At 68.6% G+C, this 21448-nt stretch carries 18 protein-coding genes; 16 read left to right on the top strand and 2 right to left on the bottom strand.

Annotation, left to right across the window (positions count from 1 at the left end; all coding sequences use genetic code 11):
- Entirely contained in the window at positions 1-882 is an 882-nt protein-coding gene (gene ugpA / locus IM787_RS17900; protein ID WP_193678071.1) for a sn-glycerol-3-phosphate ABC transporter permease UgpA, read from the bottom strand.
- A 182-nt stretch (positions 883-1064) separates the two neighbouring features.
- Entirely contained in the window at positions 1065-2375 is a 1311-nt protein-coding gene (ugpB, locus tag IM787_RS17905; RefSeq protein WP_193678072.1) for a sn-glycerol-3-phosphate ABC transporter substrate-binding protein UgpB, read from the bottom strand.
- A 189-nt stretch (positions 2376-2564) separates the two neighbouring features.
- Between ugpB and IM787_RS17910 the strand changes: the two genes are divergently transcribed.
- The 16 genes from IM787_RS17910 (at position 2565) to clsB (ending at position 21447) form a co-directional block, all read left to right on the top strand.
- Positions 2565-6461 carry a DUF3683 domain-containing protein gene (locus IM787_RS17910; RefSeq protein WP_193678073.1) on the top strand — a complete coding sequence of 1299 codons (3897 nt, stop codon included), beginning with the start codon at positions 2565-2567 and terminating at the stop codon, positions 6459-6461.
- Complete coding sequence (locus IM787_RS17915; RefSeq protein WP_193678074.1) at positions 6458-6895, top strand: HIT family protein; 438 nt, start codon at positions 6458-6460, stop codon at positions 6893-6895. Before IM787_RS17910 ends, IM787_RS17915 begins: the two co-directional genes overlap by 4 nt.
- Positions 6896-7033: 138 nt before the next feature.
- A complete protein-coding gene (locus IM787_RS17920) occupies positions 7034-8410 on the top strand; it encodes a FecR family protein (protein WP_193678075.1) in 1377 nt (458 codons plus the stop codon).
- Positions 8411-8486: 76 nt separating this feature from the next.
- Positions 8487-10118 (top strand): ShlB/FhaC/HecB family hemolysin secretion/activation protein, encoded by a 1632-nt coding sequence (locus IM787_RS17925; protein WP_193678076.1) that lies wholly within the window; start codon positions 8487-8489, stop codon positions 10116-10118.
- Between the two features lie 23 nt (positions 10119-10141).
- A complete protein-coding gene (locus IM787_RS17930) occupies positions 10142-10561 on the top strand; it encodes a gamma-butyrobetaine hydroxylase family protein (protein WP_193678077.1) in 420 nt (139 codons plus the stop codon).
- Between the two features lies 1 nt (position 10562).
- Positions 10563-11294, top strand: coding sequence for a bifunctional demethylmenaquinone methyltransferase/2-methoxy-6-polyprenyl-1,4-benzoquinol methylase UbiE (gene ubiE, locus IM787_RS17935; protein WP_193678078.1), 732 nt, complete (start codon positions 10563-10565; stop codon positions 11292-11294).
- Between the two features lie 31 nt (positions 11295-11325).
- The gene (locus IM787_RS17940) at positions 11326-12348 is read left to right on the top strand and encodes a Tim44 domain-containing protein (RefSeq protein WP_193678079.1); all 1023 of its coding nucleotides are present in this window, start codon (positions 11326-11328) and stop codon (positions 12346-12348) included.
- 43 nt (positions 12349-12391) lie between these two features.
- Positions 12392-12976: a ubiquinone biosynthesis accessory factor UbiJ gene (locus tag IM787_RS17945; RefSeq protein WP_193678080.1), complete on the top strand. Its 585-nt coding sequence runs from the start codon at positions 12392-12394 to the stop codon at positions 12974-12976.
- A complete protein-coding gene (gene ubiB / locus IM787_RS17950; RefSeq protein ID WP_193678081.1) occupies positions 12973-14529 on the top strand; it encodes a ubiquinone biosynthesis regulatory protein kinase UbiB in 1557 nt (518 codons plus the stop codon). Before IM787_RS17945 ends, ubiB begins: the two co-directional genes overlap by 4 nt.
- Positions 14530-14588: 59 nt before the next feature.
- A complete protein-coding gene (locus IM787_RS17955; RefSeq protein WP_193678082.1) occupies positions 14589-16061 on the top strand; it encodes a high affinity choline transporter 1 in 1473 nt (490 codons plus the stop codon).
- Positions 16062-16145: 84 nt separating this feature from the next.
- Positions 16146-16466 carry an FmdB family zinc ribbon protein gene (locus tag IM787_RS17960; RefSeq protein ID WP_193678083.1) on the top strand — a complete coding sequence of 107 codons (321 nt, stop codon included), beginning with the start codon at positions 16146-16148 and terminating at the stop codon, positions 16464-16466.
- A 7-nt stretch (positions 16467-16473) separates the two neighbouring features.
- A complete protein-coding gene (locus IM787_RS17965) occupies positions 16474-17082 on the top strand; it encodes a DUF502 domain-containing protein (protein WP_193678084.1) in 609 nt (202 codons plus the stop codon).
- A 53-nt stretch (positions 17083-17135) separates the two neighbouring features.
- On the top strand, positions 17136-18923 hold the full coding sequence (gene aspS, locus IM787_RS17970) for an aspartate--tRNA ligase (RefSeq protein WP_193678085.1): 1788 nt from the start codon (positions 17136-17138) through the stop codon (positions 18921-18923).
- Positions 18924-19042: 119 nt separating this feature from the next.
- The gene (gene nudB, locus IM787_RS17975) at positions 19043-19495 is read left to right on the top strand and encodes a dihydroneopterin triphosphate diphosphatase (RefSeq protein WP_193678086.1); all 453 of its coding nucleotides are present in this window, start codon (positions 19043-19045) and stop codon (positions 19493-19495) included.
- Entirely contained in the window at positions 19492-20220 is a 729-nt protein-coding gene (locus IM787_RS17980; RefSeq protein WP_193678087.1) for an endonuclease/exonuclease/phosphatase family protein, read from the top strand. Before nudB ends, IM787_RS17980 begins: the two co-directional genes overlap by 4 nt.
- Before the next feature lie 6 nt (positions 20221-20226).
- Complete coding sequence (gene clsB / locus IM787_RS17985) at positions 20227-21447, top strand: cardiolipin synthase ClsB (protein WP_193678088.1); 1221 nt, start codon at positions 20227-20229, stop codon at positions 21445-21447.
- The last annotated feature ends 1 nt before the right edge of the window (position 21448 follow it).

Consider the following 21448-nt stretch of genomic DNA (forward strand, 5'->3'; position numbering starts at 1 on the left):
TCAGTAATGCACCTTCTTCTCGACGAACTTGAACTGCACGACCGTCAGCGCGACGACGATCACCATCAGCACCACCGACTGCGCGGCGGAGCCGTTGATGTCCATCGCCTTGAAGCCGTCGTAGTAGACCTTGTAGACGAGGATGGAGGTGTCCTTGCCCGGGCCGCCGTTGGTGGCGGCGTCGACGATCGCGAAGGTCTCGAAGAACGCGTAGACGACGTTGATCACCAGCAGGAAGAAGGTCGTGGGAGACAGCAGCGGCCAGACGATGCTCCAGAAGCGCTTCCAGGGGCCGGCGCCGTCGATCGTGGCGGCCTCGATCAGCGAGTGCGGGATGGACTGCAGGCCGGCCAGGAAGAACAGGAAGTTGTACGAGATGTGCTTCCAGATCGCGGCCATCACGATCAGGGCCATCGCGTGGTTGCCATTGAGCACGTGGTTCCACTCGAAGCCCATCTCGATGAGGGCGTAGCGGATCACGCCGTAGGGAGACGCGAACATCATCAGCCACAGCACGCCGGCCACCACGGGGGCGACGGCATACGGCCAGATCAGCAGCGTCTTGTAGATGCCCGCCGCGCGCACGACGCGGTTGGCCATGACGGCCAGCAGCAGCGAGACCGCCAGTCCGCCCACCGCCACCAGCGCCGAGAAAAGCGCCGTGATGCGGAACGAGTCGAGGTAGCCGGGATCGTTGAACAGGCGCTGGAAGTTCTCCAGCCCGACGAACTCGCTGCTCGAGCCGAACGCGTCTTCCTGCAGCACGCTCTGGTACAGCGCCTGGCCCGCGGGCCAGAAGAAGAACACCAGGATGATGGCCATCTGGGGCGCGATCAGCACCCACGGCAGCCACGCCGATTTGAATAAGACCCTCTTCTCCATGGGCGCGTATTGTCTATGAACTGTCGAGGTGCCAAACAAAAAAGGTGGGCAAAACGTGCTTGCCCACCCTAAGGATCGTTGTTCTCCCTGAAACCCTCCCCCGCTTGGCGGGGGAGGGCTGGGGAGGGGGTGCCGTCAATCCGATGCGAGCAGCGGAGCGCGCCAGAAGGACGGCAAGGGCTTTAGCCCTTGTTGGCCTTCTGAAAGCGCTCGAGCTGTTCGTTGCCGCGCTTCACGGCATTGTCCAGGGCTTCCTTCGCGCTCTTGTTGCCCTGCCAGACGCCTTCCAGTTCCTCGTCGATGATCGTGCGGATCTGGACGAAGTTGCCCAGGCGCACCCCGCGCGACTTGTCGGTGGTCTTGCGCACCATCTGGTTCACCGAGACGTCGAAGCCGGGGTTCTGCTTGTAGAAGCCGGACTTCTCCGTCAGCTCGAACGAGGCCTTGGTCACCGGAAGGTAGCCCGTGCGCTGGTGGCTGGCCGCCGCGACTTCCGGCTTGGACAGGTGGGCCAGGAACAGCGCGACGCCCTTGTACTCCTCGGGCTTCTTGCCGGCCATGACCCACAGGCTGCCGCCGCCGATGACGGTGTTCTGCGGGGCGCCGGGGACGTCCGGGTAGTAGGGCAGGGTGCCGATGCCATAGCCGAACTTGCTGTTGCGCTTCACGTTGCCGGAGAGACCCGACGAGCCGGTGATCATGGCGCACTCGCCGGACACGAAGGTGGAGTCGGCCTTGTTCTCGCGGCCCTTGTAGACGAACAGGCCGCTCTTGGCCATGTTGCCCAGATTCTCGATGTGGCGCACGTGCAGCGGGCTGTTGAACGCCAGGCGCGTGTCGAGGCCGCCGAAGCCGTTGTTCTTTGACGCGTACAGCACGTTGTGCCAGGCCGAGAAGGTCTCCAGCTGCGTCCAGCTGATCCAGCTGGTGGTGAACGGGCACTTGTGGCCGGAAGCCTTCAGCTTGGCGGCCGCCAGGGCCACTTCAGGCCAGGTCTTGGGCGGGTTCTCCGGGTCCAGGCCGGCGGCCTTGAACGCGTCCTTGTTGTAGTGGAAGACGGGCGTGGAGCTGTTGAACGGGTAGCTCAGCATCTGGCCGTTGGGGGCCGTGTAGTAGCCGGCCACGGCGGGCACGTAGACGCTGGGGTCGAACTTCAGGCCGGCCTTGTTCATCACGTCGGCCACCGGCACGATCGCGCCCTTGGCGTTCATCATCGTCGCGGTGCCGACCTCGAAGATCTGGATCAGGTGCGGGGCATTGCCGGCGCGGTACGCGGCGATGCCGGCGGTCATGGACTCGGCGTAGCTGCCCTTGAACGTGGGCACCACCTTGTAGTCCTTCTGGCTGGCGTTGAAGTCCTTGGCCAGGTCGTTCACCCACTCCCCCAGGGCGCCGCCCATCGAATGCCACCACTGGATCTCCGTCTGCGCCTGGGCCGGCCCGGCGGCGAAAAATGCGGCCGAAAGTGCCAGCGCAGAAAGCTTAAGTTTCATCAATCACTCCTGTTGCGTGTGCCTCAAAGGGCGTAACTCTACGGTGTCTTTGTGACGCGGATTAGACAGGCCGCCCCTGGCAGCGGCAAGCGGGTTTCCCATGACCCTGGACCATGTCCTTTGCTGCGCTGCGGTAACATGCCTATTCAGCCGGGGCTGCATCCGTTTGGCTGACATTGCACTGACCGAATGAACGCGCCAACCACACTCGAACAACTCATGGCTGCGGTCGGCGGCGAAGCGCCGCGCCTGCGCGAGATCCCCTACAACTACACCTCGTTCTCCGACCGCGAGATCGTGATCCGCGTGCTCGGCTCGCGTGCGTGGGAGGTGCTGAACCAGCTGCGCGAGGAGCGCCGCACCGGCCGCTCCGCCCGGATGCTCTACGAGGTGCTGGGCGACATCTGGGTCGTGCAGCGCAACCCGTACCTGCAGGACGACCTGCTGGACAACCCGAAGCGGCGGCGGCTGCTGGTCGAAGCCCTGCAGCACCGGCTGCACGAGGTCGAGAAGCGGCGCGACCCGGACAGCGATGCACAGCGCAACGCCCTGGTCGGCGAACTGCTGGAGGCCGCGCGTGCCGCGGTCCACCACTTCGACGCCGCCTTCACGGAAACCGCAGCCCTGCGCACCCGAGCCACGCGCCTGCTGCGCCGCTACACGGCCAAGGACAACATCAAGTTCGACGGCCTGTCGCGTGTCTCGCACGTGACGGACGCGACCGACTGGCGCGTCGAATACCCGTTCGTGGTGCTGACCCCGGACACCGAGGCCGAGATGGCCGGCCTGGTCAAGGGCTGCATCGAGCTGGGCCTGACCATCATCCCGCGCGGCGGCGGCACGGGCTATACCGGCGGCGCGATCCCGCTGACCTGGAAGAGCGCGGTGATCAACACCGAGAAGCTCGAGACCATGACCGAGGTCGAGAAGATCGCGATCGCCGGCCACGCCGAGCCGGTCGCCACGGTGTGGACCGAAGCGGGCGTCGTCACGCAGCGCGTGTCCGACGCCGCCGAGCGCGCCGGCTTCGTCTTCGCCGTCGACCCGACCTCGGCGGAAGCGTCCTGCATCGGCGGCAACATCGCGATGAACGCGGGCGGCAAGAAGGCGGTGCTGTGGGGCACGGCGCTGGACAACCTCGTGTCGTGGCGCATGGTCACACCGCAGGCCGACTGGCTCGAGGTCGTCCGCCTCGACCACAACCTCGGCAAGATCCATGACGCGCCGGTGGCGACCTTCGAGCTGCGCTATTTCGACGCCGCATCGAAGATCGACTGGACGAAACCGCGGCGCACGGAGCGGCTGGAGATCCCGGGCGCGAGCTTCCGCAAGGAAGGCCTCGGCAAGGACGTCACCGACAAGTTCCTGTCCGGCCTGCCCGGCATCCAGAAGGAAGGCTGCGACGGCCTGATCACCAGCGCGCGCTGGGTGGTGCACCGCATGCCGCAGCACACGCGCACCGTGTGCATGGAATTCTTCGGCAACGCGCGCGACGCCGTGCCGTCGATCGTGGAGATCAAGGACTTCATGTTCGCCGAGCAGAAGCGCACGGGCGTCGTGCTGGCCGGCCTGGAGCACCTGGACGACCGCTACCTAAAGGCCGTGGGCTATGCCACGAAGTCCAAGCGCGGCGGCCTGCCGAAGATGGTGCTGATCGGCGACATCGCCGGCGACGATCCCGACGCGGTGGCCCGCGCCACGTCCGAAGTCGTGCGCCTGGCCAACTCGCGCAGCGGCGAAGGCTTCGTGGCGGTGAGCCCCGAGGCGCGCAAGAAGTTCTGGCTGGACCGCAAGCGCACGGCGGCGATCAGCAAGCACACCAACGCCTTCAAGATCAACGAGGACGTCGTGATCCCGCTGCCGCGGATGGCGGAATACACCGACGGCATCGAGCGCATCAACATCGAGCTGTCGCTGCGCAACAAGATCCAGCTGGCCGACGAACTGGAAGCGTTCTTCGAGCGCGGCCGCCTGCCCCTGGGCAAGCAGGACGACGCCGGCGAGATCCCGTCCGCCGAGCTGCTGGAGGACCGCGTGCAGCAGGCGCTGGCCCTGGTGCGCGGCGTGCGCGCGCAGTGGCAGGACTGGCTGGCCAACGTCGGGGACCTGTTCCCGCAGCTGCAGGACCACACCCTGCGCGCCAGCTGGAAGACGCAGATCCGCGCGCCGCTGGCCGCCATCTTCTCGGGCAACCCGTTCGCGCCCATCCTCGGCGAGGTGAACGCGATCCACCAGCGCGTGCTCAAGGGCCGCGTCTGGGTGGCGCTGCACATGCACGCCGGCGACGGCAACGTGCACACCAACATCCCGGTCAACAGCGACGACTACGCCATGCTGCAGTCGGCGCACGAGGCCGTGAAGCGCATCATGGCGCTGGCGCGGTCGCTCGACGGCGTGATCTCCGGCGAGCACGGCATCGGCATCACGAAGCTCGAATTCCTGACCGACGAGGAGATCGCGCCCTTCGCCGACTACAAGAATCGCGTCGACCCGGAAGGCCGCTTCAACAAGGGCAAGCTGCTGCGGCCGTCCACCGTCGGCGGGGTGGATGCCGACACCTCGGTCTACGCGGACCTCACGAACGCCTACACGCCTTCGTTCGGGCTGATGGGGCACGAGTCGATCATCATGCAGCAGTCGGACATCGGCGCGATCTCCGATTCCATCAAGGACTGCCTGCGCTGCGGCAAGTGCAAGCCCGTCTGCGCGACCCACGTGCCGCGCGCCAACCTGCTGTACAGCCCGCGCAACAAGATCCTGGCCACCTCGCTGCTGGTGGAGGCCTTCCTCTACGAGGAGCAGACGCGCCGCGGCGTGTCGATCAAGCACTGGGAGGAGTTCGAGGACGTCTCCGACCACTGCACGGTCTGCCACAAGTGCGCCAACCCCTGCCCGGTGAAGATCGACTTCGGCGACGTCTCCATGAACATGCGCAACCTGCTGCGCAAGATGGGGCAGAAGAGCTTCCGGCCCGGCAATGCCGCGGCGATGTTCATGCTGAACGCGACGAATCCGCAGACGATCAAGCTGGTGCGCGGCGCGATGGTGGGCGTGGCCTTCAAGGCGCAGCGCCTCGCCAACAACCTGCTGCGCGGCTTCGCCCACCTGCAGGTGACGAAGCCGCCGGAGACGCACTTCGCCGCTCCCATCAAGGAGCAGGTGATCCACTTCGTCAACAAGAAGCTGCCCAAGGGCCTGCCGAACAAGACCTCGCGCGCGCTGCTGGACATCGAGGACAAGGACTACGTCCCCATCATCCGCGACCCGCAGGCCACGACGGCGGAGTCGGAAGCGGTCTTCTACTTCCCCGGTTGCGGCTCCGAACGGCTGTTCTCGCAGGTCGGCCTGGCGACGCAGGCGATGCTCTGGCACGCCGGCGTGCAGACCGTGCTGCCGCCCGGCTACCTGTGCTGCGGCTATCCGCAGCGCGGTTCCGGCCAGTTCGACAAGGCCGAGAAGATGATCACCGACAACCGGGTGCTGTTCCACCGCGTGGCGAATACGCTGAACTACCTGGACATCAAGACCGTGGTGGTCTCCTGCGGCACCTGCTACGACCAGCTGCAGGGCTACGAGTTCGACAAGATCTTCCCGGGCTGCCGCATCATCGACATCCACGAGTACCTGCTCGAAAAGGGCATCAAGCTCGAAGGCGCCGGCGGCTACCTGTACCACGACCCCTGCCACACGCCGATGAAGCTGCAGGAGCCGATGAAGACGGTCAAGGCGCTGGTGGGCGAGAACGTGCGCAAGTCCGAGCGCTGCTGCGGCGAATCCGGCACCTTCGGCGTCACCCGCCCCGACATCGCGACACAGGTCCGCTTCCGCAAGGAAGAGGAGCTGCGCAAGGACGAAGCGGCGCTGCGGGCCACCGGCGCGGTCGGCGAGAAGGACAACATCAAGATCCTCACCAGCTGCCCCAGCTGCCTGCAGGGTATGCACCGCTACAACCACGACCTGCAGAACGGCCTGCTCGAGGCCGACTACATCGTCGTCGAGATGGCGAACAAGATCCTCGGCGCGGACTGGATGAAGGACTACGTGCGCGCCGCCAACGCGGGCGGCATCGAGCGGGTGCTGGTGTGACGGCGCCGGCCGGCTGCCCGTTGTGCGAGGGGCCGGGCGGCCGCCTGCTGGTGCAGGGTGCGCGCTGGCGCCTGGTGCATGCCGACGAACCCGGGTTCCCGGCGTTCTACCGCGTCGTCTGGCAGGAGCATGTGCGGGAGTTCTCCGCGCTGGCGCCGGCGGATCGCGCGGAGTGCCTGGAGGTCGTGGTCGCCGTGGAGCAGGCCCTCCTGCGCCACCTGCGGCCGGCCAAGGTGAACCTCGCGAGCCTGGGCAATGCGGTGCCGCACCTGCACTGGCACGTGATCGCCCGGTTCGACTGGGACAGCCATTTCCCCGGCGCCGTCTGGGCGCAGCCCCTGCGCACCGCCGATCGCGAACGGATCGCCGGCCTGTCGGCGCTGCTTCCCTCGCTTGAAGCGGACCTGGTTTCGCGGCTGCAGCCCCCCGCCTGAAAACGCACGGCGCCGTGAAATCCCGCACGACGCTCCCGCGGCCCTCTCCCGACCGGATGCGGTAGGCTCTGCCTCAACCGTGTATAACCCGGGGAGTCGAGGATTCCGGTTGCAACACCGGTTACCGGAGGTTGGTCCATGCTTGCCGCAACACATCGCCACCCATGGCTGGCCGCCCTGGCCGTCGCCGCGGCATTCCTGTCCGCGCCCGCGGTGCACGCCCAGTCCGCCGGCGAGGTGGAGTTCTCGCGCGGCGTCGGATTCGCCCAGACGCCGGGGCAGACGCCCCGCACCCTGGGCCGCGGCCTGCCGCTGCGCGAAGGTGACCGGCTCACCACGTCCGAAGGCGCCAGCGCGATCATCCGGCTGAACGACGGCACGCGCATGACGGTGCGGCCCAACTCCGAACTCGTGCTGCAGCAGTACCAGTTCCGCGAGAACGCGCCGGACAACAGCTTCCTGATGCAGCTGGTGCGCGGCGGCTTCCGCGCCGTCACGGGCGTGATCTCCAAGAATTCCCCCAACGCGGCCCGCGTGCAGACCAGCACGGCCACCATCGGCATCCGCGGCACCGACTTCGACGCCCGTCTGTGCAGCGGCCGCGAGTGCGTGCAGGAGTCCAACCAGATCCCCGACGCCGCCCGCCCCAACGCGGCGCAGGCGAGCGCGAAGATCGTCAATGCCCAGGGCGAGGTGTACGCGCTGGACGGTGCCGGCGGGCGCCGGCGCCTGGTCAACGGCGGCAGCGTCTACCCCGGCGACGTCGTCGAGACGGCGCGTGGCGGCCAGGCCGTGCTCGTGTTCCGCGACGACAGCCGCGTGTCGCTGGGATCGCAGACGCGCTTCCGCCTGGACAACTTCGTCTATGACGACCGCAACGCGGGCGAAGGCCGCTTCCTGGCGTCCATCCTGCGCGGCTCGGTTCGCGCGCTGACCGGGCTCATCGCCCGCGCCAACACGCGCAACGTCGGCTTCAGCACCGCCACCGCCACCATCGGCATCCGCGGCACCGGCTTCGACGTGCTCTGCACCGGGCCGTGCGCCGGCGAGCCGTCCACGGACGGCGGCACCGGCACGACCCTGTGGACGTGGCTCGGCTCGATCGAGGTCGGCCAGCCCGGGCAGACGGCGCTGCAGGTGCTGCAGTCCGGCCAGGGCCTCTTCATCCCGCCCAGCGGCCCGATCCAGCAGATCACCAACCAGCCGAACATCGACGGCCCGCGGCCCGACCAGGTCGACGTGCCGGGCAACCTGTTCGGCGCCGGCGACGTCAACGACGCGAGCGAGGGCCTGTTCGTCTTCGTGCGCGACGGCCACGTGGAAATCATCAGCGGCCGCGAGATCCTGCACCTCGGGAACGGGGAGGCCGGGTTCGCCGGCGCCGTCGTCGGGCGGCCCCCGGTGATCCCGAAGTTCATGGACTTCGACCGCATCCCGATGCCGACGTCGCGCAACCCCATGCTCACCAGCATCCTCGGCGAGCTGGGCATCCGCAGCAGCAACGTCTGCAGGTAGCCCGTGTGGCGGGTGACAAATTGTTCACCCGCGACGAGAATGGCCGACTTCCCTGTCTAACAAGCGGCAAAGAAACATGAACGTAGGCCCTGTCACGCCGCGGCCCGCCCGGCACGTCCTGCTTGCCTTCATCGCCCTGGCCAGCGGAGCCGCCGGCGCGCAGGCACCCGCGGTCCAGCGCGCGGCACCCCCCATGGCCACCCCGGCGGCGGCGCCCGTGTTCGCCATCGGTGGCTTCCGCGTGGAAGGCGAGAACCCGCTCGGCGAAGCGCAGGCCCAGCGCGTCCTGGCCCCGTTCGTCCGCCCGCAAGCCACCATGGAGACGCTGCAGCAGGCCAGCGCCGCGCTCGAGACGGCGCTGCGCGATGCCGGCTACGGCCTGCACCGCGTCGCCCTGCCGCCCCAGGACGTGGGCGCCACGGTCAGGCTGCAGATCGTCAAGTTCACCGTGGGGCGCGTGGCCATCGAAGGCGCGCAGATCCACGATGCCACGAACGTGCGCCGCGCGCTGCCGGAGCTGAAGGAGGGCGAAAGCCCGAACTTCCGCACGCTCGCCATCCAGACGGCCATCGGCAACGAGAACCCGAACAAGCAGGTGCAGGTCAGCCTGCGCGAATCCGAGCAGCCGGACCGGATCGACGCCACGATCGCCGTCAAGGAGCAGCGCCCGTGGACCTTCGGCGTGGCGCTCTCGAATGCCGGCTCCGAGAACACCGGGCGCGACCGCTTCACCGTCTCCGGCGGGCACACCAACCTGTTCAACCTGGACCACGCGTTCGTCGCCGCGTACACGACCTCGCTGGCCGAACCGGACGACGTGCGGCAGCTGGGCCTGTCGTACAAGGTGCCGCTCTACGCGCAGGGCGGCGTGGTGAGTGCCACCTTCACGCGGTCGGACGTCGTCGGCAACTTCGGCGCCTTCAGCAGCACCGGTGCCGGCCACACCTTCGCCCTGGCCTACACGCATTACCTCGCGCCGCGCGGCGGCCGCCGCAGCTACGTGAGCCTGGGCATCGAGGACAAGCAGTTCGACGCCGCGCGCATCAACGACATCGTGGTGCCCGGCGCCCTGGACCGCCGCAGCCGTCCGCTGGTGCTCGGCTACACCTCGCGCACCGAAACCGACGCCGCCGTCTGGGGCTACGACGTCGCCCTGGCGTGGAACACCGGCAGCGGCTCGCACAACGACCTCGCCTCCTACCAGAGCGAGGACCCGCGGGTGGACACCGTGCACTGGAAGGCGCTGCGCGCCGCCGCCAGCTACACCGCGCCGCTCGCCGGCGACTGGCTGTGGTCGGCCCGCTACGCGTTCCAGTACAGCCCGGACGTGCTGATCTCCGGCGAACAGTTCGGCCTGGGCGGCATCGCCTCGGTGCGCGGCACCGAACTCGAGCGCCCGATCTCCGGCGACAGCGGCATCTCGACCACCGTCGAGATCACGACGCCCGAACTGGCGCAGGGCCTGCGCGCCATCGGCTTCGTCGACGCGGGACTGCTGCGCAACAACAACCCGAACGGCTTCAACAAGCCCAGCAGCGATGGCCTCGCCAGCGTCGGCCTCGGCCTGCGCTTCGTGCGCGGCGCCTTCGAGGCGACCGCCGACTACGGCTACATCGTGAAGGGCAGCCGCGTGCCGCTGGCGGTGAATTCCGCCGCGCCCAAGAAGGGCGACGACCGCTTCTACGTGACGGTGTCCCTGCGCTTCTGAGCGCGTGCGCTTAAACTGGCGCAATGGCCGGTCTGAGCAGCGCGACACCCACTCTCGAATCCATCACCCTGCACGGGCAGTCGCGCGTGCTGGAGGTGGGTTTTTCCGACGGATCCCAGTTCCGCATCCCCTTCGAACTGATGCGCGTGTACTCGCCGTCGGCCGAGGTGCAGGGCCACGGCCCCGGCCAGGAGGTGCTGCAGACCGGCAAGCGCGACGTCGGCATCCAGGACGTCGAGCCGGTCGGCAACTACGGCATCAAGCCGACGTTCACCGACGGCCACGACAGCGGCATCTTCTCGTGGGACTACCTCCACTTCCTGGGCACGCAGCAGCAGGAGCTGTGGGAGGACTACCAGCGGCGGCTCGAGGCCGCCGGCGTCGACCGCGACGCGCCCATGGCCCCGAAGGGGCACGGCGGCGGCCACTCGTGCGGGCACTGACATGAGCAACACGCATTTCGGCTTCCAGTCGGTCGACGAGCGCGAGAAGGCGAAGCGCGTGCGCAGCGTGTTCGACTCCGTCGCGCCGCGCTACGACCTCATGAACGACCTGATGTCGATGGGGCTGCACCGCGCCTGGAAAGCCTACACGGTGCTCGTCGCCGACGTCCGGCCGGGCCATCGCGTGCTCGACCTCGCCGGCGGCACCGGCGACCTCGCGCAGGCTTTCGCCGCGAAGGTCGGCCCCGGCGGGCTGGTGGTGCACACCGACATCAACAGTTCCATGCTGCGCGTCGGACGCGACCGCCTGCTCGATGCCGGCGTCGTCCTGCCCACGGTGGTGTGCGACGCGGAGAAACTGCCGTTCGAGACGGGCAGCTTCGACCGCGTGACCGTGGGCTTCGGCCTGCGCAACATGACCCACAAGGATGCCGCGCTGGCCGAAATGCACAGGGTGTTGCGCCCGGGCGGCAAACTGCTGGTGCTGGAGTTCTCCAAGGTGGCGCGGCCGCTGGAAAAGGCGTATGACTGGTACTCGTTCTCGGTGCTCCCGCGGCTCGGGCGGCTGGTGGCCGGCGACGAATCCAGCTACCGGTACCTGGCCGAGTCGATCCGCATGCACCCGGGGCAGGAAGAACTCAAGGACCTGATGAGGAAGAGCGGCTTCGGCCACGTCGACTATCACAACCTCACCGGCGGCGTGGCGGCGCTGCATGTTGCAATCAAGTGCTGAGCCCGCATCTGCAGGCGACTAGGAGACACGCATGAAACTCTGGACCGTACTGCTCGCCGGCGTGCTGGCCGTGGGCGCCATGGACGCCGACGCGGCGCGGCGCCTCGGCGGCGGCGGATCGCTCGGCCGCCAGTCGCCCAACGTGACGCAGCGGCAGGCAACCCCGCCCGCCGCCCCGGGCGCGCCGACCAATGCACAGCAGCGCAACGCTACCCAGCAGCCCGCCACGGCGCCTGCCGCGGCACAGCCGCAGCGGCGTGGCTTCGGCGGCATGCTGGCGGGGCTGGCCGCCGGCCTCGGCCTGGCGTGGCTGGCGCACAGCCTCGGCTTCGGCGAGGCGTTCGCCAACATCCTCCTGATCGCCCTGCTGGCCGTCGTCGTCATGGCGGTCATCGGCATGATCCTGCGCCGGCGTGCCGGCGCCGGGGCCGGGCCGCGCCAGGGCTACGCCTACCAGGGTGCCGGCGCCTCGGCCGACGCCCCGGTGTCGCCGCGCCAGTACAACCCGGCCAAGGTCGGCAACGATGCTTCCGCGCGTCCCTGGGAAGATCCGACGTCGGGCTTCGGCGCATCCCGCGAATCGGCGGCCGGCGGCGTCCGCATCGGCTCGGCGCTCGGCAGCGGCGCGCAGGCCCGCGGCGCGCTGGATGGCTCGCAGAACTGGGGCGTGCCGCCCGGCTTCGACACCGAAGGCTTCCTGGCGGCGGCCAAGCGCAACTTCACGACCCTGCAGGACGCCTGGGACCGCTCGGACATGGGCACGCTGCGCAGCATGATGACCGACGACATGCTGCACGAGATCCGCAACCAGATGGCCGAACGGGACCGGCAGCCGGCGCCGGCCGGCGCGCGCACCGACGTCGTGATGCTCGAGGCGCAGCTGCTCGGCATCGAGGAGCTGGCGACCGAGTACATGGCCAGCGTGGAGTTCTCCGGGATGATCCGCGAGGATCCTTCCGCCGGGCCCGCGCCGTTCCGCGAGGTCTGGAACATGGTCAAGCCGAAGAGCGGCAGCGCCGGCTGGCTGGTCGCCGGGGTGCAGGCCCTGCAGTGATCGAGGGCCCGCGGGGCCCTGCATCATCAATAATCGGGGGACTATGGCGACACAGTCCCCCGATTCGTTCCTGCGGCAGATCTTCGACCGGGTGGGCGACGCCCTCCAGCCGCCGGCCTGGATGGTCCATGAGGTCCAGCACCGCACCGTCCTGCTCCTGAACCACGTGCTGCAGCAGGAGCCCGAAGCGCAGGCCCGGCTCAGGCGCCAGTCCGGCCGGGTGGTCGAGGCGCACTGGCGCCAGTTCAGCATGCGCCTGCAGGCGACGCCGGCCGGGTTGCTGGACCTTGCCGCGCCGACCCAGGCGCCGGACCTCACGCTGACGGTGGGCGAGGATTCGCCCTGGTCCTTGGCGCAGGCCGCGCTGCGCGGGGAGAAGCCGCCGGTGCGGATCGACGGCGACGTGCAGCTCGCCGCCGAAGTGCAGTGGCTGGTGGACCACGTCCGCTGGGACGTCGAGGAAGACCTGGCCCGGGTGTTCGGCGACGCGCCGGCCCATGCGGCCGGGCAGGTGCTGCGCCGCATGGCCGACGCCGTGCGGCAGTTCGCCGGTCGCGGCCGCGACGCCGCGCCCGCCGGCACGGTGCCGCCGGCGACGCCCACGCCTCCCGGGCAGGCCGGCGGATGACGCGCTACCTGCGCGCCGCCTTCATCCTCTGGGTGATCCTGCGCTACGGGCTGGACGAGCTGGCGCTCTCCGGCTTCCGGCTGCGGGGCCTGTCGCGGATCATCACTTTCGGGCGCAAGCTCGATGCGCCGCGCGGCCAGCGCCTGCGCCAGGCGCTGGAACACCTCGGCCCCATCTTCGTGAAGTTCGGCCAGGTGCTGTCGACCCGCCGCGACCTGCTGCCGCCCGACATCGCCGACGAGCTCACGCTGCTGCAGGACCGCGTCCCGCCGTTCCCTTCCTCGGTGGCGGTGGCCACCATCGAGCGCGCATTCCGGCGCCCGCTGGCGGCGGTCTTCGAGACCTTCGAGCAGGAGCCGGTGGCCAGCGCCTCGATCGCGCAGGTGCACTTCGCCACCATCCGGCTGCGCAATGGCGAACTGCGCGACGTCGCGGTGAAGGTCCTGCGTCCCGGCATGCTGCCGGTGATCGAGAAGGACCTGGACCTGATGCGCATGATGGCGGGCTGGGTGGAGGCCGTCTCCCACGATGCGCGCCGCCTGAAGCCGCTGGAGGTGGTGGCGGAGTTTGACAAGTACCTGCACGACGAACTCGACCTGGTGCGCGAGGCGGCAAATGCGGCGCAGCTGCGCCGCAACATGGCCAGCCTGCACCTGGTGATGATCCCCGAGATGCACTGGGACTTCGTGCACCCGGAGGTGATCGTGATGGAGCGCATGCGCGGCATCCCGATCGCCCAGGTGGACCGCCTGCAGGCCGCCGGCGTCGACCTGCGGCAGCTCGCGCGCGACGGCGTCACGATCTTCTTCACGCAGGTGTTCCGCGACGGCTTCTTCCACGCCGACATGCACCCGGGCAACATCCAGGTGAGCGTGGAGCCGGGCAGCTTCGGCCGCTACATCTCGCTGGACTTCGGCATCATCGGGACGCTGACGGAGTTTGACAAGGACTACCTGGCGCAGAACTTCACGGCCTTCTTCCGCCGCGACTACAAGCGCGTGGCGGAACTCCACATCGAATCGGGCTGGGTCCCGCCCGGCACGCGCGTCGACGAGCTGGAGGCCGCGGTGCGCACGGTCTGCGAGCCGTACTTCGACCGCCCGCTGCGCGAGATCTCGCTGGGCATGGTGCTGATGCGCCTGTTCCAGATGTCGCGGCGCTTCAACGTCGACATCCAGCCGCAGCTGGTGCTGCTGCAGAAGACGCTGCTGAACATCGAAGGCCTGGGACGCCAGCTCGACCCCGACCTCGACCTGTGGAACACCGCCAAGCCCTTCCTGGAGCGCTGGATGCTGGACCAGGTGGGCCCGCACAAGCTGTTCCAGGAACTGCGCGACCAGGCGCCGCGCTACGCCAAGATCCTGCCCGAACTGCCGCGGCTGCTGCATTCCTACCTTTCGAGCCGGGACGACCGCGAGAAGCAGGAGCTGCGCGAGCTGGTGCAGGAGCAGCGCCGCACCAACCGCCTGCTGCAGGGGATCATCTACGGCGGCCTGGGGTTCGCCCTGGGACTGCTCGTGATGCAGTTCATCGTGCGCGTGCGGCTGTTCTAGGCGCGCAACTTGCTCATGCATAATGCCGCCGCTGCCCATGGGAGGGCAGGGGGACTGTCATGAACACCACGCTCATCACGTTTGTCGTCCTTTACCTGCTCGGCACCCTCGCCATCGGCGTGTGGGCGGGCACCCGCGTCAAGAACACCGCGGACTTCGCCATCGCCGGCAGGCGGCTGCCGCTCGCGATGGTGATCACCACCACTTTCGCCACCTGGTTCGGGGCCGAAACCGTGATGGGCATCCCGGCCAAGTTCGTCCAGGGCGGCCTCAACGCCATCGTGGAAGACCCGTTCGGCGCCGGCACCTGCCTGATCCTGGTGGGCGTGTTCTTCGCGGCCCGCCTGTACAAGCAGAACCTGCTGACCATTGGCGACTTCTACCGGCAGCGCTACGGCCGCGGCATCGAGATCTTCTGTTCCATCGCCATCATCCTGAGCTACCTGGGCTGGGTCGCCGCGCAGATCACCGCGCTGGGGCTGGTGTTCTCCGTGCTCACCAACGGTGCGATGTCCGAGACGGCCGGCATGATCGTGGGCACCCTGGCGGTGCTGGTGTACGTGGTGGTGGGCGGCTTCCTCGCCGTGGCCTGGACCGACTTCATCCAGATGATCGTGCTGGTGGTGGGCCTGGCGATCATCGCGGTGTTCTCCGCGGAACTGGCCGGCGGTGCCGGTGCCGTGTTCGACCTGGCCAGCCAGCAGGACCTGTGGAAGTTCTTCCCGGCGCCGACCTTCACCGAGATCGCGTTCTTCATCGCCGCCGGCCTGACCATGATGCTCGGGAGCATCCCGCAGCAGGACGTCTTCCAGCGCGTCATGTCCGCCAAGGACGCCGGCACGGCGCAGAAGGGCGCCGTGATCGGCGGCGTGTCGTACATCCTGTTCGCCTTCGTGCCCATGTTCATCGTCGCCGCGGCCGTGGTCGTGATGGGCAACAGCGCCATGGAGCTGGCCAAGAACGACTACCAGCGCCTGCTGCCCACCTTCATCCTGACCAAGATGCCGCTGGTGATGCAGATCCTCTTCTTCGGCGCGCTGCTGTCCGCCATCAAGAGCACGTCGTCGGCGACGCTGCTGGCGCCTTCGACCAGCTTCGTCGAGAACATCCTGAAGAACCTGCGTCCCGGCATGACCGACCGCGAGCAGCTGCTGGCCATGCGCTTCACCATCGTGGCGTTCACGGCCATCGTGCTGGCCTACGCGATCGCCATGAAGGGCACCTCCATCTACGACCTGGTCTCGTCCGCGTACCAGGTCACCCTGGTCGGGGCGTTCGTGCCGCTGGTCATGGGCATCTACTGGAAGCGCGCGACGACCCAGGGCGCCATCTGCTCGGTGGCGGCCGGCATCGCGGTCTGGGTGCTGTTCTTCCCGCAGGTGGGCGGCGAGGCGCTGGCCGAAGGCTTCCCGGGCCAGCTCGCGGGCCTGATCGCGGCGTTCCTGGGCATGATCGCCGGTTCGCTGGCGCCGCAGAAGCTGCGCAACCGCCACGAGGCGGTGAAGCACGTCGCCGGCCTGCCGGCGCGGTGAGGGCGGCTTTCCCCCGGCGGGCGGCTTGAGAAACCGCCCCCCGCCTATAATTGAGGGCTTTGCATCCCTAGCCCGCCCGACGCCATGCCCATCTACGCCTACAAATGCGGGTCCTGCGGCCATGCCAAGGACGTCCTGCAGAAAGTCTCGGATGCGCCGCTGACCGTCTGCCCTGCCTGCGGCGCGGAGTCCTTCAGCAAGCAGCTCACGGCTGCCGGCTTCCAGCTCAAGGGTTCCGGCTGGTACGCCACCGATTTCCGCGGCGGCAACACCGCCGCCCCCGCCGCCGACAAGGCCGCGGACAAGCCGGCCGACACGGCCAAGACGGACAGCACTCCCGCTTCCACCAAGACGGATGCGCCGAGCGCGTCCGGCGGCTGCGGCGCGTCCTGCGCCTGCCACTGAGGATCCGATGCACGCCCTGCGCAAATGGCTTCTGGCGGGGCTGCTCGTCATCGTCCCGGTCGCGATCACGCTGGCGGTCCTGCGCTGGATCATCGACACCCTCGACCAGACGCTGCTGATCCTGCCGCGTGCCTGGCACCCCGACGAGGTCTTCGGGATCCACATCCCCGGCTTCGGCGTGCTGCTCACGCTGGCCATCCTGCTGATCGTCGGCGCCATCACCAGCAACTTCGTCGGCAAGAAGCTGGTGAACGTCGGCGACCGCATCGTCTCGCGCATCCCCGTGGTGCGCTCCATCTATTCCAGCGTCAAGCAGGTCTCCGACACCCTGTTCTCGCCGAGCGGCAATGCCTTCCGCACCGCGGTGCTGGTGCAGTGGCCGCGCCCGGACGTCTGGACCATCGGCTTCGTCACCGGCTCGCCCGGCGGCGACGTCACCAACTACCTGCGCGGCGACGACTTCGTGAGCGTCTACGTGCCGACCACGCCCAACCCCACGGGCGGCTATTTCGTGATGCTGCGCAAGAGCGACTGCATCGAACTGAAGATGAGCGTCGACGAGGCGCTCAAGTACGTGGTGTCCATGGGCGTCGTCGCCCCCAGGATCAGCCCTTAATCGAAGGACGCGCCGCCGCAAGGCGGGGTGTGATGTCCGTGACTTCCCAATCCATGCGTACGACCTATTGCGGTCTCGTGACCGAAGCCCTCATGGGCCAGACCGTGTCCCTCTGCGGCTGGGTGAACCGCCGCCGCGACCATGGCGGCGTGATCTTCGTCGACCTGCGCGACCGCGAGGGCTACGTGCAGGTGGTGTGCGACCCCGACCGGCCGGAGATGTTCAAGGCCGCCGAGGGCCTGCGCAACGAGTTCTGCATCCAGGTCAAGGGCCTGGTGCGCGCCCGTCCCGCCGGTACCGTCAACGACAACCTCAAGAGCGGGAAGATCGAGGTGCTGTGCCAGGAGCTGACGGTGCTGAACCCGTCGGTCACGCCGCCCTTCCAGCTGGACGACGAGAACCTGTCGGAGACGACGCGCCTGATGCACCGCGTGCTGGACCTGCGCCGGCCGTACATGCAGAACAACCTGATGCTGCGCTACCGCGTGACGATGGAAGTGCGCAAGTTCATGGACGCCAACGGCTTCATCGACATCGAGACGCCGATGCTGACCAAGTCGACGCCCGAGGGCGCGCGCGACTACCTGGTGCCCAGCCGCGTGCACGACGGCATGTTCTTCGCGCTGCCGCAGTCGCCCCAGCTGTTCAAGCAGCTGCTGATGGTGTCCGGCTTCGACCGCTACTACCAGATCACCAAGTGCTTCCGCGACGAGGACCTGCGCGCCGACCGCCAGCCCGAGTTCACCCAGATCGACGTGGAGACCTCCTTCCTCACCGAGGAGGAGATCCGCGCGATGTTCGAGGGCATGATCCGCAGCACCTTCAAGAACGTCATCAACGTCGACATGCCGGCTTTCCCGGTCATGACGCACGCCGACGCGATGCGCCTGTACGGCTCCGACAAGCCGGACCTGCGCGTGAAGCTGGAGTTCACCGAGCTGACCGACGTCATGAAGGACGTCGACTTCAAGGTGTTCTCGGGCCCCGCGAACCAGGAAGACGGCCGCGTCGTGGGCCTGCGCGTGCCGGGCGGCGGCGAGATGAGCCGGGGCGAGATCGACGGCTACACCGAGTTCGTGAAGATCTACGGCGCCAAGGGGCTGGCCTGGATCAAGGTGAACGACGTCGCCGCCGGCCGCGAGGGCCTGCAATCGCCGATCGTGAAGAACCTGCACGACGCCGCCATCGCCGAGATCCTGAAGCGCACCGGCGCGCAGAACGGCGACCTGCTGTTCTTCGGCGCGGACCGCGCCAAGGTGGTGAACGATGCCATCGGCGCGCTGCGCGTGAAGGTGGGCCACAGCGAGTTCGGCAAGGCGCGCGGCCTGATCGAGGGCCAGTGGAAGCCGCTGTGGGTGGTCGACTTCCCCATGTTCGAGTTCGACGAGGACGCGCAGCGCTGGAACGCGGTGCACCACCCGTTCACCTCGCCCAAGGACGGCCACGAGGACTGGCTGGAGACCGACCCGGGCCGGTGCCTGGCCAAGGCCTACGACGCGGTGCTCAACGGCATCGAGCTCGGTGGCGGTTCCGTGCGGATCCACCGCGAGGACGTGCAGAGCAAGGTGTTCCGCGCGCTGAAGATCGGCGAGGAGGAAGCCAAGGCGAAGTTCGGCTTCCTGCTGGACGCGCTGCAGTACGGCGCCCCGCCGCACGGCGGCATCGCCATCGGCCTGGACCGTTTCGTCATGCTGATGACGGGCGCCGAGTCGCTGCGCGACGTCATCGCGTTCCCCAAGACCCAGCGCGCGCAGGACCTGCTGACCCAGGCGCCCGGCCCCGTCGACGAGAAGCAGCTGCGCGAGCTGCACATCCGGCTGCGGAACCCGACCGCGGCCTGACCAACCGTCCTCCCCGCGAAGGCGGGGATTCAGGGCTTTCGAGGAAGCGGCCGGTGGCCGCTTTTTCTTTGGGCGCCCTGGATTCCCGCCTGCGCGGGAATGACGATATTCTCGGATGCGTGTCCGCTCGGCCCTTCAAGATCCCGCAGTCCGTGCTGGTCGTGATCCACACGCCCGCGCTCGACGTGTTGCTGATCAACCGTGCGGACGCACCGGAATTCTGGCAATCCGTGACGGGCGCCAAGGACCGGGAGGACGAGAGCTTCGAGGAAACGGCGATCCGCGAGGTGCGCGAGGAGACGGGGATCGATTGCGCGGCCGGCCGCCTGGCGGACTGGCGGCTGGAGAACGTCTACGACATCTATCCGCGCTGGCTGCACCGCTACGCGCCGGGCGTCACGCGCAACACCGAGCACGTGTTCGGCCTCCAGGTCGCGGCGGGGACGCCCGTCGTCCTGAACCCCCGCGAGCACACGACCTACCGCTGGTTACCTTGGCGGCAGGCGGCCGATGCCTGCTTCTCGCCGTCCAACGCCGAAGCCATCCTGATGCTGCCAGAATTCATGGCATGAGCCTGCTGCGCATCGCCACCTACAACATCCACAAGGGTGTGCAGGGCCTGGGGCCGGTGCGGCGGCTCGAGATCCACAACCTCGGCCATGCGGTCGAAGGGCTGGACGCCGACATCGTGTGCCTGCAGGAGGTGCGCAAGCTCCACCGCACCGAGGAGATGTACTTCAAGCGCTGGCCCGAACTGCCGCAGGCGGAGTTCCTCTGCCCGGAGGGCTACCAGGCCGTCTACCAGACGAACGCGAGGACCAAGCACGGGGAGCACGGCAACGCGCTGCTCTCCCGCTGGCCGGTGGTCTCGCACGGCCACGAGGACATGTCGGACCACCGCTTCGAGCAGCGCGGCCTGCTGCACGTGCAGGTGAAGGTCGGGCGGCGGCAGGTGCACGTCATCGTGCTGCACCTCGGGCTGATCGCCGCCAGCCGCGTGCGGCAGGTCGAACAGCTCGGGCGCTACATCGAGCGCGAGATCCCGCGCACCGCGCCCGTGGTCGTCGCGGGCGACTTCAACGACTGGGGCGGCAAGCTGCGTCCCACCATGAACGGCCTGGGGCTGAAGGACTTCGTCGCCGAGCGCGCGCTGACCTATCCTTCGCGCCTGCCGCTCACCCAGCTGGACTACGTCTACGCGCGCGGCATGAAGCCGAACGGCGTCGAGATCCCGCGCGGGCGCATCTGGTGGCGCATGTCCGACCACCTTCCGCTGATCGCGGAATTCAAGCTCTGACCCGGCATGGCGCACGGCATTCCACCCCTGCGCAGCGGCCACCACCTGCAGCTGCTGGAAGGCAGCGTCGAGCTCTTCCCCGCGATGGTGACGGCGATCGACGCCGCGCTGCGCGAGGTCCGGCTCGAGACCTACATCTTCGACTTCAACGAGAGCGGCGCGGAGGTGGCCTACGCGCTGGAACGCGCCGCCCGCCGCGGCGTGGCGGTGCAGGTGGTGGTGGACGGCCTGGGTTCCGGCGACCTGCCGCCGGCGCAGCTGCAGCGGCTGGAGATGGCGGGCGTGCAGTGGCACGTCTATTCGCCCACCGGCACGCTGGGGCTGCTGTGGCCCGGGCAATGGCGGCGCCTGCACCGCAAGCTGTGCGTGGTGGACGGCGCGGTGGGCTTCTGCGGCGGCATCAACATCCTGGACGACTTCCACGACCCGAACCACGGCGCGCTGGAAGCACCGCGCCTGGACTTCGCCGTGCGCGTCACCGGGCCGCTGGTGGCGCGCATGCAGGAGACCATGGAGCGGCTCTGGCGCCGGATCGAGGCCGTGCGGCGGCTGCGGTCGGCGCACCTGCGCGGCACGCTCACCTCCCTGCGCGCGTCCGGCACCCGCGCGGCGGTTCCCGCGCCGCCGGTGCTCAGCCACGGCCTGCCGCGGGCCAAGGCGGCCCTGCTGCTGCGGGACAACCTGCGCAACCGCGCCGTGATCGAGCGCGCCTACCTCCGGGCCATCGGGCGGGCGCACCGCGAAGTGATCATCGCCAATGCGTACTTCGTGCCGGGCGCGCGCATGCGGCGCGCCCTGGTCAACGCGGCGCGCCGCGGCGTGCACGTGCGGCTGCTGCTGCAGGGCCGCTACGAGTACTTCATGCAGTACTACGCCTCGCGGCCGGTGTTCGGCGCGCTGCTGCGGGCCGGCGTGGAGATCACCGAGTACGAGCCCAGCTTCCTGCACGCCAAGGTCGCCGTGGTCGACGGGCACTGGGCCACGGTCGGGTCCTCGAACCTCGATCCGCTGTCGCTCCTGCTCGCGCGCGAGGCCAACGTGATCGTCGAGGACCGCGCCTTCGCGCACCGGCTGCGCCAGCGCCTGCTGCATGCGGTGCAGCACGAGGGCCGCCGCATGGAGGCCGCCGCCTACGACAACCGCTCCCGCGCGACCCGTGCCAAGGAGTGGGTGGCGCTGGTGCTGATGCGGCTGGCGCTGCTGGTGCAGGGCAAGAAGTACCTCTAGC

Origin of the sequence: Ramlibacter pallidus (assembly GCF_015070875.1) — a bacterium.
GTDB classification, from domain to species: Bacteria; Pseudomonadota; Gammaproteobacteria; order Burkholderiales; family Burkholderiaceae_C; genus Ramlibacter; species Ramlibacter pallidus.